General features: G+C 72.0%; 13 protein-coding genes. 5 read left to right on the forward strand and 8 right to left on the reverse strand.

The window, feature by feature from the left end:
* Nucleotides 1-306: 306 nt before the first annotated feature.
* The 4 genes from nadE to AC3EUV_RS18240 all read right to left on the reverse strand — a co-directional run bounded on the left by nadE (nt 307) and on the right by AC3EUV_RS18240 (nt 4,317).
* A complete protein-coding gene (nadE, locus tag AC3EUV_RS18225; protein ID WP_435603351.1) occupies nt 307-1,137 on the reverse strand; it encodes an NAD(+) synthase in 831 nt (276 codons plus the stop codon).
* 129 nt (nt 1,138-1,266) lie between these two features.
* Nucleotides 1,267-1,821 (reverse strand): GH25 family lysozyme, encoded by a 555-nt coding sequence (locus AC3EUV_RS18230; RefSeq protein WP_432141983.1) that lies wholly within the window; start codon nt 1,819-1,821, stop codon nt 1,267-1,269.
* 311 nt (nt 1,822-2,132) lie between these two features.
* A complete protein-coding gene (locus tag AC3EUV_RS18235) occupies nt 2,133-2,684 on the reverse strand; it encodes a GH25 family lysozyme (RefSeq protein ID WP_432141984.1) in 552 nt (183 codons plus the stop codon).
* Nucleotides 2,685-3,096: 412 nt separating this feature from the next.
* Nucleotides 3,097-4,317 (reverse strand): glycosyltransferase family 4 protein, encoded by a 1,221-nt coding sequence (locus AC3EUV_RS18240; RefSeq protein ID WP_435603352.1) that lies wholly within the window; start codon nt 4,315-4,317, stop codon nt 3,097-3,099.
* A 234-nt stretch (nt 4,318-4,551) separates the two neighbouring features.
* Between AC3EUV_RS18240 and AC3EUV_RS18245 the strand changes: the two genes are divergently transcribed.
* Nucleotides 4,552-5,343: a response regulator transcription factor gene (locus AC3EUV_RS18245; RefSeq protein ID WP_432141986.1), complete on the forward strand. Its 792-nt coding sequence runs from the start codon at nt 4,552-4,554 to the stop codon at nt 5,341-5,343.
* A gap of 1 nt (nt 5,344) precedes the next feature.
* On the forward strand, nt 5,345-6,925 hold the full coding sequence (locus AC3EUV_RS18250) for a sensor histidine kinase (RefSeq protein ID WP_435603353.1): 1,581 nt from the start codon (nt 5,345-5,347) through the stop codon (nt 6,923-6,925).
* Between the two features lie 209 nt (nt 6,926-7,134).
* Here the strand turns inward: AC3EUV_RS18250 and AC3EUV_RS18255 are convergent, their stop codons facing one another.
* Both AC3EUV_RS18255 and AC3EUV_RS18260 read right to left on the reverse strand, forming a co-directional pair.
* Nucleotides 7,135-7,851: a DUF6333 family protein gene (locus AC3EUV_RS18255; protein ID WP_435603354.1), complete on the reverse strand. Its 717-nt coding sequence runs from the start codon at nt 7,849-7,851 to the stop codon at nt 7,135-7,137.
* A 139-nt stretch (nt 7,852-7,990) separates the two neighbouring features.
* Complete coding sequence (locus AC3EUV_RS18260; RefSeq protein WP_435603355.1) at nt 7,991-8,410, reverse strand: BlaI/MecI/CopY family transcriptional regulator; 420 nt, start codon at nt 8,408-8,410, stop codon at nt 7,991-7,993.
* Between the two features lie 299 nt (nt 8,411-8,709).
* Between AC3EUV_RS18260 and AC3EUV_RS18265 the strand changes: the two genes are divergently transcribed.
* The 3 genes from AC3EUV_RS18265 to AC3EUV_RS18275 all read left to right on the forward strand — a co-directional run bounded on the left by AC3EUV_RS18265 (nt 8,710) and on the right by AC3EUV_RS18275 (nt 10,562).
* The gene (locus tag AC3EUV_RS18265; RefSeq protein WP_435603356.1) at nt 8,710-9,423 is read left to right on the forward strand and encodes a phosphatase PAP2 family protein; all 714 of its coding nucleotides are present in this window, start codon (nt 8,710-8,712) and stop codon (nt 9,421-9,423) included.
* Nucleotides 9,424-9,644: 221 nt separating this feature from the next.
* The gene (locus AC3EUV_RS18270; protein ID WP_387237075.1) at nt 9,645-9,944 is read left to right on the forward strand and encodes a hypothetical protein; all 300 of its coding nucleotides are present in this window, start codon (nt 9,645-9,647) and stop codon (nt 9,942-9,944) included.
* A gap of 99 nt (nt 9,945-10,043) precedes the next feature.
* Complete coding sequence (locus AC3EUV_RS18275) at nt 10,044-10,562, forward strand: ATP-binding protein (protein WP_435603357.1); 519 nt, start codon at nt 10,044-10,046, stop codon at nt 10,560-10,562.
* Nucleotides 10,563-10,679: 117 nt separating this feature from the next.
* Here the strand turns inward: AC3EUV_RS18275 and AC3EUV_RS18280 are convergent, their stop codons facing one another.
* Together AC3EUV_RS18280 and glyA are read right to left on the reverse strand one after the other, a co-directional pair.
* Entirely contained in the window at nt 10,680-12,065 is a 1,386-nt protein-coding gene (locus AC3EUV_RS18280) for an L-serine ammonia-lyase (RefSeq protein ID WP_432141992.1), read from the reverse strand.
* A gap of 467 nt (nt 12,066-12,532) precedes the next feature.
* On the reverse strand, nt 12,533-13,792 hold the full coding sequence (gene glyA / locus AC3EUV_RS18285; protein WP_432141993.1) for a serine hydroxymethyltransferase: 1,260 nt from the start codon (nt 13,790-13,792) through the stop codon (nt 12,533-12,535).
* Nucleotides 13,793-13,848 lie beyond the last annotated feature (56 nt).

The raw sequence follows: 13,848 nt of genomic DNA on the forward strand, positions 1-13,848 counted from the left end.
GACAGTTGATCTTCCGATCGCACTTCGCGGCTTCCCATGGCCGGATGCATGCCCGCTCACACCCACGATTTAGCACCGGGATGGTGACGGTCCCCTTGCCGGGTCATGACATGACGGGGCGGCGATGCGGGGCGGGGCGCGCTGCGGGGCGGGTGCTGTGGGGTGGGCCCGGCGCTGCGGGTGCGGGGCGGGCGCTGAGGTGCCGCTGCTGCGGCTCTGCTCCCCCCCCCACCCCCGAACCCACCCCCCGCCCCCTCCCCCGAAGGGGGAGAGGGGGAGGGGGCGGGGGAGAAGCAATTCGCGCGATCAAGGCGCGATCGGCAGCGCCCGCTTGTGCTCCGTGAGGTGGTAGCGGCGGGCGATCGCCTGGGCGGCCGCGTCGTCGACCGGCTTGCCCTCCAGGAAGTCGTCGATCTGGTCGTAGCTCACGCCGAGCGCGTCCTCGTCCGGCTTGCCCGGGTCGAGCGTCTCCAGGTCGGCGGTGGGCACCTTCTGGACGAGTTCCTTCGGGGCGCCCAGTGCCGCCGAGACGGCGCGCACCCGGCGCTTGGTGAGTCCGGTGAGCGGGACGACATCGGCCGCGCCGTCGCCGAACTTGGTGAAGAAGCCGGAGACCGCCTCGGCCGCGTGGTCGGTGCCGACGACCAGGCCGTCGTGCGCACCGGCGACCGCGTACTGCGCGATCATGCGCTGCCGGGCCTTGATGTTGCCCTGGACGAAGTCCTGGTGGTGGGCGTCGCGGAAGGTGAGCCCGCCGTCCAGCGCGGCCTGGAGCGCCGCATCGCTCGCCGGGCGGATGTCGACGGTCAGCTCCCGGTCGGCGCGGATGAACTCCAGCGCCCGCTGGGCGTCCTTCTCGTCCGCCTGGACGCCGTACGGCAGCCGCATCGCGTAGAACGTCGCCTCGTGCCCGGCGGCGCGGGCCCGCTCCACGGCGAGCTGGCAGAGCCGGCCCGTGGTGGTGGAGTCGACGCCGCCGCTGATGCCCAGGACCAGCGAGCGCAGGCCCGTGGAGGTCAGCCGCTCCGTGAGGAAGGTCACCCGGCGCTCGATTTCCTGCTCGGCGTCGAAGGACGCGGTCACCTGGAGATCCCGGGCGATCTCCTGTTGCAGGGCCTTGGACGCCGGGTCGGTCACGGATGCTCCTCTTGTCTCGTGCTGCGTCGCGCGGTGGTCGTGACGCGCTGTTCCTGTGCCCCGTACGCAGCGTTTCCGCCGCCCGCGTGCGGGGCCCGGCGACGCGAATCAGCGTGCCGGTAGGAAACCTTATGCCGGGTGCGCCCACTTCTTGAGGGCGGCCTTGGAGGAGAAGTCCGCGACGTTCTTGTCCAGCGGGGAGTCGGTGTACTGATGGATGCGCCACTTCGCCTTGATCCGCGGGTGCCCGGCGGTGACGTAGTCGGCGATCCACAGGCCGTCGGCCGCGTAGGACGTGGTGTCGTGGTGGAGCCAGAAGTCGCGGTTGCAGTAGAGCATCACCCGGTGCGTGGGGCGCAGCCTTTTCACCTCGCGCAGGAACTGGTCCTTCTGCGCATTGCTCGCATAGGTCCCCTCGCCGGTGCGCTCCCAGTCGCAGGCCAGAATGTCGCCCTGGACCGAGGCGCACTTCTCGACGAAGTATTTCGCCTGGGCGGCGATATTTCCCGGCCACAGAAAGTGGTAGAAACCGACCACGCAGCCCGCTTTACGGGCCTTTGACGCCTGCGCCGACTGGTGCGGGTTGATGTAGGAGCGGCCTTCTGTGGCCTTGACGAAAACGAAGTCCAGCCCCGCGGTGGAATACGAGGTGTTGTAGGAGCTGACATCGACACCATGCAGCATGAGCGGCCTCCTGTCCTCGGACCTGCGGATTCGAAGCGTCAACTGCGCGAAGCGCCCACTGCGTTGCCGTGTTCCGGGCGTCCGGTGATCGGCAATTCCGTGATCCGGTGGTGCTCCGGTGGTGATCCCGTGCGGTGATCCAGCGATTCCGCGTTCCGTGCGATTCCGTTTCGCTTCCAGCAGTTCAGCATGTTCGCTACCGGGGACGCCAGAGAAGGGACGGGAAGTTCCTTGTACCGCGGTCAAGTTGAGGCGGGGCCGGTCCCGCCGACCGGACCGGCCCCGCCGCCCGGGGCGGTCGGGCTCGGGCCTTACGCCTGCGCCCACTCCTTGAGGGCGGTCTTGCTCGTGAAGTCCGCGACGTTCTTGTCCAGCGGGGAGTCGGTGTACTGATGGATGCGCCACTTCGCTTCGATCCGCGGTTCGCCGGCGGTGACGTAGTCGGCGATCCACAGGCCGTCGCCCGCTTCCGACGTGGTGTCGTGGTGGAGCCAGAAGTCGCGGTTGCAGTAGAGCAGTACGCGGTGGGAGGGGCGCAGCCTCTTCACCTCGGCCAGGAACTGGTCCTTCTCCGCATTGCTGGCATACGTGTCGTCCCCGGTGCTTTCCCAGTCGCAGGCCAGGAGATCGCCCTCGACCGAGGCGCACTTCTCGACGAAGTATTCCGCCTGAGTGGCGATATTTCCCGGCCACAGGAAGTGGTAGAAACCGACCACGCAGCCTGCCTCACGGGCCTTTGATGCCTGCGTGGACTGGTGCGGGTTGATGTAGGTGTGGCCTTCGGTGGCCTTGACGAAGACGAAGTCCAGCCCCGCGGTGGAATACGAGGTGTTGTAGGAGCTGACGTCGACACCGTGCAGCATGAATGACTCCCGCTGATAGGACCTGCTGATCTGGAACGTCAACTGCTCGAAGCGGCAACCGTGTTGTGAGGTGGCGTGGCGTTCCTGTCGTGGTGGTGCGCCGTTGTGCCCCTGCGCATAGTGTCCCGGTGTTCCGACCCGCTGCCGCCGTGATCCAGAGCTGCTGCGATCCAGAACTCCTGCGACCCAGAGCGACTGTGATCCCGAACTGCCGCGTGCTCGCAATGCGGTGCCACCGGGGACCGGTATTTCCGTGTTTCATGCGATTCGGTTTCGTTCCGGCAGTTTCCGGCAGTTGAGCATGCCGATACCGGAAAGCGCCAGATCGTGGTCCACAAATGCATTACGCGCCGGCGGATGTGACGGCGCGTCCGGCGCCCGTACGGACCGGGCCGCCGTCCGGCCGCCCGCCTCAGCGCCGCAGGGCCCGTCGCAGCAGCCGTCGTGCGCGGGCGCGGATCCGCGCCATGGCGCGCTGCCGGGCCCGCCGTCCGCGCGTCGACCGCAGTTCCCCGAAGAGGCGCTCATACCGCTCGGCGATCGGCTCCGGGTCGTAGCGGTGCGAGCTCTCCCGCGCGGCCGCGGCCATCTCGCGGCGGCGCTGCGGGGCCTCGATGAGCTCCAGCAGGGCGTCGGTCAGCGCCGGGCCGTCCCCGCGCGGCACCAGCAGCCCGTTCTCCCCATTGTGGATGATCTCGGCCGGGCCCAGCGGGCAGTCGGTGCTGACGACGGGTACCCCGCAGCGCATCGCCTCGACGAGGGTCATGCCGAACGACTCGGCGTCCGAGGCCGAGGCGACGATCGACGCCTTGGCGAACTCCGCCTCGATCGGTGAGCGCGGCCCGGTCAGCTCGGCCTGCCCGCCCAGCCCGAGCCCGTCGATCAGCTCCTGGAGGTGGGGCCGCTCGGCGCCGCCGCCGTGTATCCGCAGCCGCCAGTCGGGGTGCTTGGCGGCGACCCCGGAGAACGCCTCTATCAGCAGGTCGAAGCGCTTGCCGCGGACCAGCCGGCCGGCCGCCGCGATCACCTTCGAGGTGCCCTCGGACGGCGGGCCGGCCGGCGCGGGCACGATGTTGGGCACCGCCAGCACCCGTACGCCGGGCAGCGGCATCCGCGCCCGGTAGACGGCGGCATCGGCCTCGGTGGTGGTGACCACCGCATCCAGCGTCCGGTAGTGGCGGGCGAGTTCGGCGCGCAGCCGCTTGCTGTGCGCGTCGTGCCGGAGGTGCTCCTGGGCGATCCGCAGCGCCCGGCGGGGGCCGAACCGGGCCAGGTAGACATTGATGCCGGGCCGGGTGCCGATCAGTACATCCGCGTCGGTGGTGCGCAGCAGCTCCGCGGCGCGGACGTCGACCAGTCGGCTGTACTGGTGGTGCCGCTTCTCGGTGAGCGGGAAGTCCCGCGAGGGCTCACCGAAGAGCGGGTCGGCCATGTCCTCACTGCCGACCCGGGTGTCCACCAGCGGGATCAGCCGCACCCGGGGGTCCACGGTGAACCGCGGGACCTCGCGGTGCCGCAGCATCGAGACGATCTCGACGTCGTGCCGGTCGGCGAGCGCGGCGGCGAGGTTGAGGGTGGTGCGGACCGTGCCGCCGATGGCATAGGCGTTGTGCAGCAGGAGGGTGATCTTCATGCGGTGTGGTGTCTTCCCCGAGGTGTGCCGAATCATTCCGACCGGCCGGTACCTGCGCGGCCGGCCGCCGCGACCGGCCCGTCCGGCACGGGGCCACCGTGTCGCCACGGGGTAAGCCGAGGGCGTGGCCCGGGTGAGAGCCCGGTAAGAACCAGGGGTGAGAGCCGGGTAAGAAAGCCGCTTCCCCACCGGCCGCCGGTCCGCGCACCGCCGGGCCCTTGGCAGACTTGCCGGGTGACCCATTCCGTACTGCTCGCCGAGGACGACCGCCCCATCCGGACCGCGCTGGAGCGTGCGCTGACCCTGGAGGGCTACCAGGTCACCGCCGTCGCCGACGGCATCCAGGCGCTGGCCGCCGCGCACCGCGAGCGGCCGGATGTGATCCTGCTGGACGTGATGATGCCGGGGATAGACGGGCTCCAGGTGTGCCAGGTGCTGCGGGCCGAGCAGGACCGCACCCCGATCCTGATGCTGACCGCCCGGGTCGAGACCGCGGACCGGATCGCCGGCCTGGACGCCGGGGCGGACGACTATGTGGTCAAGCCGTTCGAGGTCGAGGAGGTCTTCGCCCGGCTGCGGGCGCTGCTGCGGCGGACGACGGCCGACACGGCCGGGGCGGAGGACGGCGCGGGCCCGGGGCCCGGCCCGGTCGCTGCCGAGGAGCCCGGCGAGGCGGGCGGGGCCGTGGAGGCGGGCGGGGCGTACGAGGCCCGGGTGGCGGACAGCGGTGTCGTCGAGGCCGCGGATCTGCGGATCGACGGCCCCTCGCGCCGTGCCTGGCGCGGCGAGCGCGAGCTGGAGCTGACCCGGACCGAGTTCGAGCTGCTGGAGCTGCTGGCCCGCAACGCCGGGATCGTGCTGGACCATTCGACGATCTACGACCGGATCTGGGGCTACGACTTCGGGCCGGGCTCGAAGAACCTCGCGGTGTACGTGGGCTATCTGCGGCGCAAGGTCGATGTCCCGGGCAGCCGCCCGCTGATCCACACGGTGCGTGGCGTCGGTTACGTGCTGCGGGAGGACTGAGATGCCCGGGCCCCGCGACCGCGGCGAGAGCGGTACCCGCGCCGGGAGCGGCACCCGCGCCGGCCGCCGCCGGCTGTGGGCCCGGCTGTGCGCCCGGCTGCGCTCCTGGCGGCGCGGCGGGTCGGCGGCCTGGGTGCGCACCCGCAGGCCGGCCAGTCTGCGCACCGCCTTCGCGGTGGCGTTCGCCGCCGGCGCCGCGGCGGTGACCGTCCTCGTCGGCTTCCTCAGCTACGACGCGGCGGCCCGTCTCGTACGGGTCGATGAGAAGTCGGTGTTCTCCCAGGTCGTACGGGATCTGCGGACCCAGGTCCAGGAGAAGCCGTTCTGGCCCGCCGACTACGCGACCGCCGACCCCGACCACGACGGGCCGCGCGACGACCTCACCCGGCCCAGCCGTACCGAGGTGCAGATCCTGGGCGCCGGCGGCCAGATCGTGGAGCGGGGGCGCCCGGCGCTCCCGGCCGGCGCCGCGGAACGCCGGATCGCCGACGACGACCGGGCCGGCCTGCACACGGAGCGGGAGGCGGACATCGGCGACGAGGAGTACCACGTCGCGACCGTCGCCCTCGGCGGCGGCCGCGGGGCGGTCCAGGTCGCCCAGAAGTTCAGCGAGACCGAGGATCTGCTCTCCGCGCTCCAGCAGCGCACCGCCCTGCTGGCCGCCGTGGTCATCGCGCTGGCCGGTGCGGGCGGCTGGTGGCTGGCGCGGCGGATCACCGGCCGGCTGGTGCGGCTGACCGCGGTCGCCGAGAGCGTGGCGGAGCACGGGCGGCTGGACGTCCCGGTGCCGGTGGCCGGGCGCGACGAGGTCGCCCGGCTCGGCCGGGCCTTCGACGACATGCTCGGCCGGCTGGCCAGCGCCGTCCAGGACCAGCAGCGCCTCGTCCAGGACGCCGGCCATGAGCTGCGCACCCCGCTGACCTCGCTCCGTACCAACATCTCGCTGCTGAAGCGGTTCGAGGAACTGCCGCCGGACGCCCGCGAGGAGCTGCTGGCCGATCTGGCGGGCGAGGCCCGGGAACTCAGCGATCTGGTCAATGAGCTGGTGGATCTGGCTGCCGGACAGCGGGACGACGACCCGCTCGCCGAGGTGGGTCTGGCCGAGGTCGCGGAGAAGGCGGCCGCCTCGGCCCGCCGCCGCACCGGCCGCGAGATCACCGTACGGACCGTGCGCCCGGCGGTGGTCGAGGGCCGGCCCGCCGCGCTGCACCGTGCGCTCACCAACCTGTTGGAGAATGCCGCCAAGTTCGACGCGGGCGGCACGGCGCCGATCGAGGTCGTGGTCACGGGCGCCCGCATCGAGGTCCTCGACCGCGGCCCCGGGATCGAGGAGGCCGACCTCACCCGGGTCTTCGACCGCTTCTACCGCGCCGCGGCCGCCCGCGGCCTGCCCGGCTCCGGCCTCGGCCTCGCCATCGTCCGCGAGATCGCCACCGCCCACGGCGGCCATGCCTTCGCCACCCACCGCCCGGGAGGGGGCGCCACCTTGGGCTTCACGGTCGGGACCGGGACGGGCGCGGGGGCGGGGAGCGGCACCGGTTCCGGCGGCGGAGCGCATGCGGAGACCGGGCCGGGGTCCTAGTGGGTGTTGTCCAAGTCCCGGTTCTCCAGGTTGAAGCGCGTCTTCCCTCGGGTGGGGCCTGAGGGGTCGTGGGCGGCACGTTGGGCCCCCGTGACGTGTACGCGCCGCCCGGACACCATAGTCCCAACTCGCCACAGATAAAGCTGAGTTGATGGAGTGTCGACATTGCGGTCGGCCCCTTCAGGCGGTGGCCGCCGCTTCCTTGCGCCTTAGATGAAGTACAGGCCCTCCATCGAGCAGATGGACAGATCGCTGTGTTGTACGCGGAAGGCGGTGGTCTGCATCTCCTCCCATCCCCACGGGGCGGAGTGCCCCAGTGCCAGGCCGGCCAGGGAGGCCCATTCGATCTCGTGGAGGGGCTGGTCCATGTCGATGTCGGCGGCGGTGAGCATCCAACTCCTCAGGCCGAGGGAGGCGATGACGGCGTGGGGGTCGCCCAGGACGACGAACGGTTCGTCGTCGGGCCAGCCGGCGGCGTGGAACATGGCGCCGTCGGGGAGCATCACGACGGTTTCGGTGTGCTCCATTCCGCCGTAGTAGGTGACGTGGCCGACGATCCGCGCTGCGGGGAAGCGCTCCCGCATCCGTTCGGCTTCGGCCAACAGCGGGTTTCCGTTGCCGTCGTCGGCGAAGACAGGGGTGGAGATGGCCTGCATGCCGCCCCACGCGGCGGCATGAACGATGTCCAGATCGGACCGCACCGACGAGGGCAGCGGCGTCTGCACGGAGCGTGGCCCGAGATCCTCCAGGACTTCTTCGATGCCGTCGAACGACTCGACGAACAGGCGGGCCTGATCGCAGTCGTTGGCCGGGAGGCCGCGGGCGTCGATGTGGAACGGCGGCTGAGCCACGGTGAGATGACACAGGCCCATAGAGCCGCGAACTATCCGGTCCGGGGCGGAAGTCCAGTACTTGGTATCGATCATGCGGGCACCGTAGCGGCCGGCGGTGACAACCCTCCCCCGGGACCGCACGCATCAGTTGCGGAAAGCCGGCGCATGATCGAGCGCCCCTCGCCGCACTCCAGAGAGCCCCGCGCCGTGCGGCACCCCCTACCGGCCCGGATCAGGAAGCGTCGCCCCCGGCGCCGGTCTGCGGCCCCCGCGGTACGCCGTCCCCCGCCCCGCGGAGCAGATCCCGCAGCAACTTCTCATCCTCGCTGGTCAGTTGGGAGACGAAGCGGGCGAGCGCGGTGCCGCGGTCGTGCTGCTTGTCGAGCTCATGGCGCATCCGCCGGGCGGTGAGCCCCGCGGAGTCCTCTATGGGCGAGTACACGAAGCCCCGGCCGGCCCGGGAGCGGGACACCGCCCCCTTGTCGTGCAGCCGGGTGAGGATCGTGGTGACGGTGGTGCGCGCGAGCCGTCCGCCCAGGGCGCTCTGCACCTCGGCGGGGCTCAGCGGCCCCCCGGCCGCCCACAGCGCCGCGAGCACGCTCGCCTCCAGCTCGCCGGACGGGCGCCGCCGCGCAGGTGATGTCTCCGCCATGGCACGCCCTCCACCTGTTCGTCGTCTACAGTGCCGTAGACCGTTACAGTGCCGTAGACCGTCTCTGTGACGGTAGTCGGTCGGGCCGGTCGTACGGCAGGCCCGCAACCCATTATCAAAGGGGCCGCCGACATGGCCGTAGCCGCCGCCTTTCCGCAGGTGAGACGGGTTGCCCAGGCCGTGAACGAGTGCGCCGTCGACTCCCTGCCCCCGCAGTCCGGAGTGCTCGGCACCGCCGCCGCACCGTGTACCCGGACCGGTCCCCGGGCCACCCGCATGCGCCCTCCGGCGGCCGTACGGTGACCGCCTCGGGACCGGAGCCGCGGCCGCAACCGGGACCGGCCGAGCCACGGCCCGCCCTGGTCCCGCACCGCGATACCGCCGCCCTCCTCATCGTCGCCGGGGCCTGCGCGGCGCTCTTCGCCGCCACGGCCGTGGCCGTATCCGTACGGCACGGCGTCCCGCTCGCCGCCGAACAGGCCGCCGTCCGCTGGTCCGCCGCGCACCGCGGGGAGCCGGCGCACTCCCTGGCCGGGGCGCTGACCGCCACCGGCAGCGGCCCGGTCCCGTATCTGATGGCGGTGCTCGCCGGTCTGCTGGCCGGCCGGCGGGTGCGCGGGCGGCTGCGCGCGGTGTGCTGTGCCGTCGTGGTCCTCGCCGCCGGCCAGGCGATCCGCTACGGCCTGATGGAGCTGCTCGCCCGCCCCCGCCCGCCGGTCGCCGACTGGACCGGTCCCGCCTCCGGCTACGCGTTCCCCTCCGGCCACGCCACCACCTCGGCGCTGGCGGCCGGAATCCTGGCCTGGGGCATCGCCCGCCGTGCCCGGCCCGCCGTGGCCCGTACTTGGTGCGTGGTGCTCGCCCTCTGGGCCGTCGGCGTCGGTCTCACCCGTGTCTACCTGGGCGTCCACTGGCCCGGCGATGTCCTCGGCGGCTGGTTCCTGGCGGCCGGACTGCTCGCCCTCGCGCTGCTCCTGGAGCCGTTCGCCCTCCGGCGGCCGGACCGCGCCTGACCGGGCCGGTCCACGCCCCCGCGCCTACGGGGCCCGGCGCCCGGCCGCCCCCCGCGGCACCCATTCCCATGAATAGCTGACGATCGGACCAGGTCTTCCCCAAGGCGGCATGGACCTGTCCCGCGCCGAGCAGCACTGTCCTGGGCGCCGGGACGGCGAAGCGATCCCGCCACGGCGCCGCTCACGGCACGTACCACCGCATCACCAGGGGGAACGCACCGATGAACCAGCCACTCGACACCCCGCCGCCGTGGCGCACCGCCGGCGCGCACGCCGCGTCGCACGGGCGCTGTCCGGCCGCCGCCGCCAAGGACCCCACACCGTGCGAGGGACCACGGGACGCGGCCACCATCGTCGACCGCCACGGCCGGGAGTCCGCCGGCTGTGTCCACCACTGCGCCCGCCTGCTGGCCGGCCTCGAAGGCGCCCGGGTCCACCCCTTCGTCCCCGCACCCCAGGCCCTGGATGTCTACTCCCGGGCCCGCGAACTCCCGCCCTTCGCCTGGGAGATCGGCAGATAGCCCCGGGGATGAGGTCTTGGCCGTCTCCGGCCCCGGCACCCCGGCGTCGCAGCCTCGTGGCAAGGTCCCGGCCAGGCTCGGCCTGTCGTACTCCTTGGTGTGGAGGAGGCGCAGGCCCGCGTCGACCGCCCGTTGCAGGACCTGTTCGACGACGTCCGCTACCGGCTTCCGGCCGACACGATGCTCCTTCTCGTCCGGACGCGTCCCTTCCCTGACGACTGGGTCGCCGCCTGGCACATCGAGTGCGATCCCACCGCTGTCGCCCTCGCACGCCGGCACGTGCGCGCCCAGCTCGCCCGCTGGAAAGTCGGTGAAGAAACAGTGTTCAGCACCGAGTTGATCGTCAGCGAACTGGTCACCAATGCCGTCCGTCACGGAGGCCCACCCCTGGAACTTCGCCTGGTCAAGGACCGCACACTGACCTGCGAAGTCACCGACGGCAGCCCGGCCGCACCACACCTGCGTCATGCCCGGACGGTCGACGAAGGCGGGCGCGGCCTCTTCATTGCCGCTCAGCTCTCCCAGGACTGGGGCACCCGATACCGAGTGCAGGGCAAGACCGTCTGGGCCGAACAGGCCCTGCCGCTGCTGCCCGAGGGGCAGGCAGGGGGTCTGTGAAGCTGGGACGAACCCGGCGGCACCCATGACCACGTCCCACCCGGCCCGGTGCCGCCACCCGTCCCGACCGCTCCGGCCGGGCAGCTCGGGCGAACGCGCTGGTCAGGGCCTGTTACCTCAGCACTCGATGATGTTGACGGCCAGGCCGCCGCGCGCCGTCTCCTTGTACTTGACGCTCATGTCGGCGCCGGTGTCCTTCATGGTCTTGATGACCTTGTCGAGGGACACGTGGTGGCGGCCGTCGCCGCGCAGCGCCATCCGGGCGGCGGTGACGGCCTTGACGGCGGCCATGCCGTTGCGCTCGATGCACGGGATCTGGACCAGGCCGCCGACGGGGTCGCAGGTCAGGCCGAGGTTGTGCTCCATGCCGATCTCGGCGGCGTTCTCGACCTGCTCGGGGGAGCCGCCGAGGACCTCGGCGAGGCCGCCGGCGGCCATGGAGCAGGCCGAGCCGACCTCGCCCTGGCAGCCGACCTCGGCGCCGGAGATGGAGGCGTTCTCCTTGAAGAGCATGCCGATGGCGCCGGCCGCGAGCAGGAAGCGGACGACACCGTCCTCGTCCGCGCCGGGCACGAAGTTGATGTAGTAGTGCAGGACGGCGGGGATGATGCCGGCCGCGCCGTTGGTGGGGGCGGTCACCACCCGGCCGCCGGCCGCATTCTCCTCGTTCACGGCCATCGCGTAGAGCGTGGTCCACTCCATCGCGCGGGCGGTGGCGTCGCCCTCGGAGCGCAGCTGGCGGGCGGAGTGGGCGGCGCGGCGGCGGACCTTCAGCCCGCCGGGCAGGATGCCCTCGCGGCTCGTCCCTCGGGTCACACACGCCTGCATGACCTGCCAGATCTCCAGCAGCCCGGTGCGGATCTCGTCCTCGGTGCGCCAGGCCTTCTCGTTCTCCAGCATCAGCGCGGAGATCGACAGGCCGGTGTCCCGGGCCAGCCGCAGCAGCTCGTCGCCGGTGCGGAAGGGGTGGGTCAGGACGGTGTCGTCCGGCACGATCGGGTTCTCGCCGGCGACGGCGTCCTCGTCGACGACGAAGCCGCCGCCCACCGAGTAGTACGTCTTCTCCAGCAGGGGGGCGTCCGCGGCGTCGTAGGCGAAGAGCGTCATGCCGTTCGCGTGGTAGGGCAGCGCGCGGCGGCGGTGCAGGATCAGCTCGGCCGACTCATCGAAGTCGATCTCGTGGGCGCTGCCTATTTCGGCACCCAGCAGCCGCAGCCGCTTGGTGCTGCGGATGCGCTCGACCTCGTCGTCGGCGGATTCGACATCGACGGTGCGGGGCGAGTGGCCTTCGAGGCCGAGGAGGACGGCCTTGGGGGTGCCGTGGCCGTGGCCGGTGGCGCCGAGTGAGCCGAAGAGCTCGGCGCGGACGCGGACCGTCTGGGAGAGCAGGCCGTCCTTCTTGAGGCGTCCGGCGAACATCCGGGCGGCGCGCATCGGGCCGACGGTGTGGGAGCTGGAGGGGCCGATGCCGATGGAGAAGAGGTCGAAGACGGAGATGGCCACGGGGGCGGACTCCCTTGTCTGCTCGTGGTGGACGGTGGAGCTGTGGGGCAGGAGGGGGGTGTTTCTGCGCCGTTTGTCGAGCGTAACGCGGACGCGGCGCAGCGCCGTCGGACGGAAACCCTCGGGTGCCCGTCGTCAGGGGTAACAGTTGGTGTCGGGGTGGATACGGAGCCGGCGGCCGGTCATGTGGGGGCCGGGCCGTCGGGGGCCCGGTGACCGCGCGGGCGGGGGCCCGGCGTCCGGATCCGGGTGGGGGCCGGGGTCCGGTGGACCGGTCCGGTGGCGGGGCTGTCGCCGTCCGCCGTGCCGGCGCCGTGTGCCGCAGGTCTCACCGGGAGCCGCCGGGACCTGCGGGAGGGGGAGGAGGGCCGGCGGCCGTGAGCCCGGGGCGGTCGGCCCCGGGCTCACGCTCCGTGGCCCGTCGCCCGCCGGATGGCGGCGGGCGGGGGTTCAGCGGAGGTGACGCGTCACAGCGACGGGTAGAGCGGGAACTTGTCCGCGAGCGCGGTGACCCGGGCCTTGAGGGCGTCGGCGTCGTAGCTGGGCTTGAGGGCCTCGGCGATGACGTCGGCGACCTCGCGGAAGTCCTCGGCCTGGAAGCCACGGGTGGCCAGGGCCGGGGTGCCGATGCGCAGGCCGGAGGTGACCATCGGCGGGCGGGGGTCGTTCGGGATGGCGTTGCGGTTGACCGTGATGCCGACCTCGTGGAGGCGGTCCTCGGCCTGCTGGCCGTCCAGCTCGGAGTCGCGCAGGTCGACCAGGACGAGGTGGACATCGGTGCCGCCGGACAGGACCGAGACGCCGTGCTGCTTGACGTCGTCCTGCACCAGACGCTCGGCCAGGATGCGGGCGCCGTCCAGGGTGCGCTGCTGGCGCTCCTTGAAGTCGTCGGAGGCGGCGACCTTGAAGGAGACGGCCTTGGCGGCGATGACGTGCTCCAGCGGACCGCCCTGCTGGCCGGGGAAGACCGCGGAGTTGATCTTCTTGGCGAGCTCCTGGGTGGAGAGGATCACACCGCCGCGGGGGCCGCCGAGGGTCTTGTGGGTGGTGGTGGTGACCACGTGGGCGTGCGGCACGGGGGAGGGGTGCAGGCCCGCCGCCACCAGACCGGCGAAGTGCGCCATGTCGACCATGAGGTAGGCGCCGACCTCGTCCGCGATCCGGCGGAAGGCGGCGAAGTCGAGCTGACGCGGGTAGGCGGACCAGCCGGCGACGATCAGCTTGGGGCGGTGCTCCTTGGCGAGGCGCTCGACCTCCTCCATGTCGACCAGGTTGGTCTTCTCGTCGACGTGGTAGGGCACCACGTTGTAGAGCTTGCCGCTGAAGTTGATCTTCATGCCGTGGGTCAGGTGCCCGCCGTGGGCGAGGTTCAGACCCAGGATGGTGTCGCCCGGCTTGATCAGCGCGAACATGGCCGCGGCGTTGGCCTGGGCGCCGGAGTGCGGCTGGACGTTGGCGGCCTCGGCGCCGAAGAGCGCCTTGATGCGGTCGATGGCGATCTGCTCGACCACGTCGACGTGCTCACAGCCGCCGTAGTAGCGGCGGCCGGGGTAGCCCTCGGCGTACTTGTTGGTGAGGACGGAGCCCTGGGCCTCCATGACGGCGACGGGGGCGAAGTTCTCCGACGCGATCATTTCGAGGGTGGACTGCTGGCGGTGGAGTTCGGCGTCGACGGCGGCGGCGACGTCGGGGTCGAGCTCATGGAGGGAGCTGTTGAGAAGCGACATGAGAGTTCCTGGGGAGTCAGGGGCGCGAGGCGGCCTCTCCGGACGGCGTCCGGGGG

This window comes from Streptomyces sp. bgisy130, assembly GCF_057708345.1.

Bases quoted from the DNA above. Each gene is read 5' to 3' on its own strand.
- AC3EUV_RS18230 (WP_432141983.1), bottom strand. From the start codon at position 1,821: ATGCTGCATGGTGTCGATGTCAGCTCCTACAACACCTCGTATTCCACC.
- AC3EUV_RS18235 (WP_432141984.1), bottom strand. From the start codon at position 2,684: ATGCTGCACGGTGTCGACGTCAGCTCCTACAACACCTCGTATTCCACC.
- AC3EUV_RS18240 (WP_435603352.1), bottom strand. From the start codon at position 4,317: ATGAAGATCACCCTCCTGCTGCACAACGCCTATGCCATCGGCGGCACG.
- AC3EUV_RS18250 (WP_435603353.1), top strand. From the start codon at position 5,345: ATGCCCGGGCCCCGCGACCGCGGCGAGAGCGGTACCCGCGCCGGGAGC.
- AC3EUV_RS18255 (WP_435603354.1), bottom strand. From the start codon at position 7,851: ATGATCGATACCAAGTACTGGACTTCCGCCCCGGACCGGATAGTTCGC.
- AC3EUV_RS18260 (WP_435603355.1), bottom strand. From the start codon at position 8,410: ATGGCGGAGACATCACCTGCGCGGCGGCGCCCGTCCGGCGAGCTGGAG.
- AC3EUV_RS18270 (WP_387237075.1), top strand. From the start codon at position 9,645: ATGAACCAGCCACTCGACACCCCGCCGCCGTGGCGCACCGCCGGCGCG.
- glyA (WP_432141993.1), bottom strand. From the start codon at position 13,792: ATGTCGCTTCTCAACAGCTCCCTCCATGAGCTCGACCCCGACGTCGCC.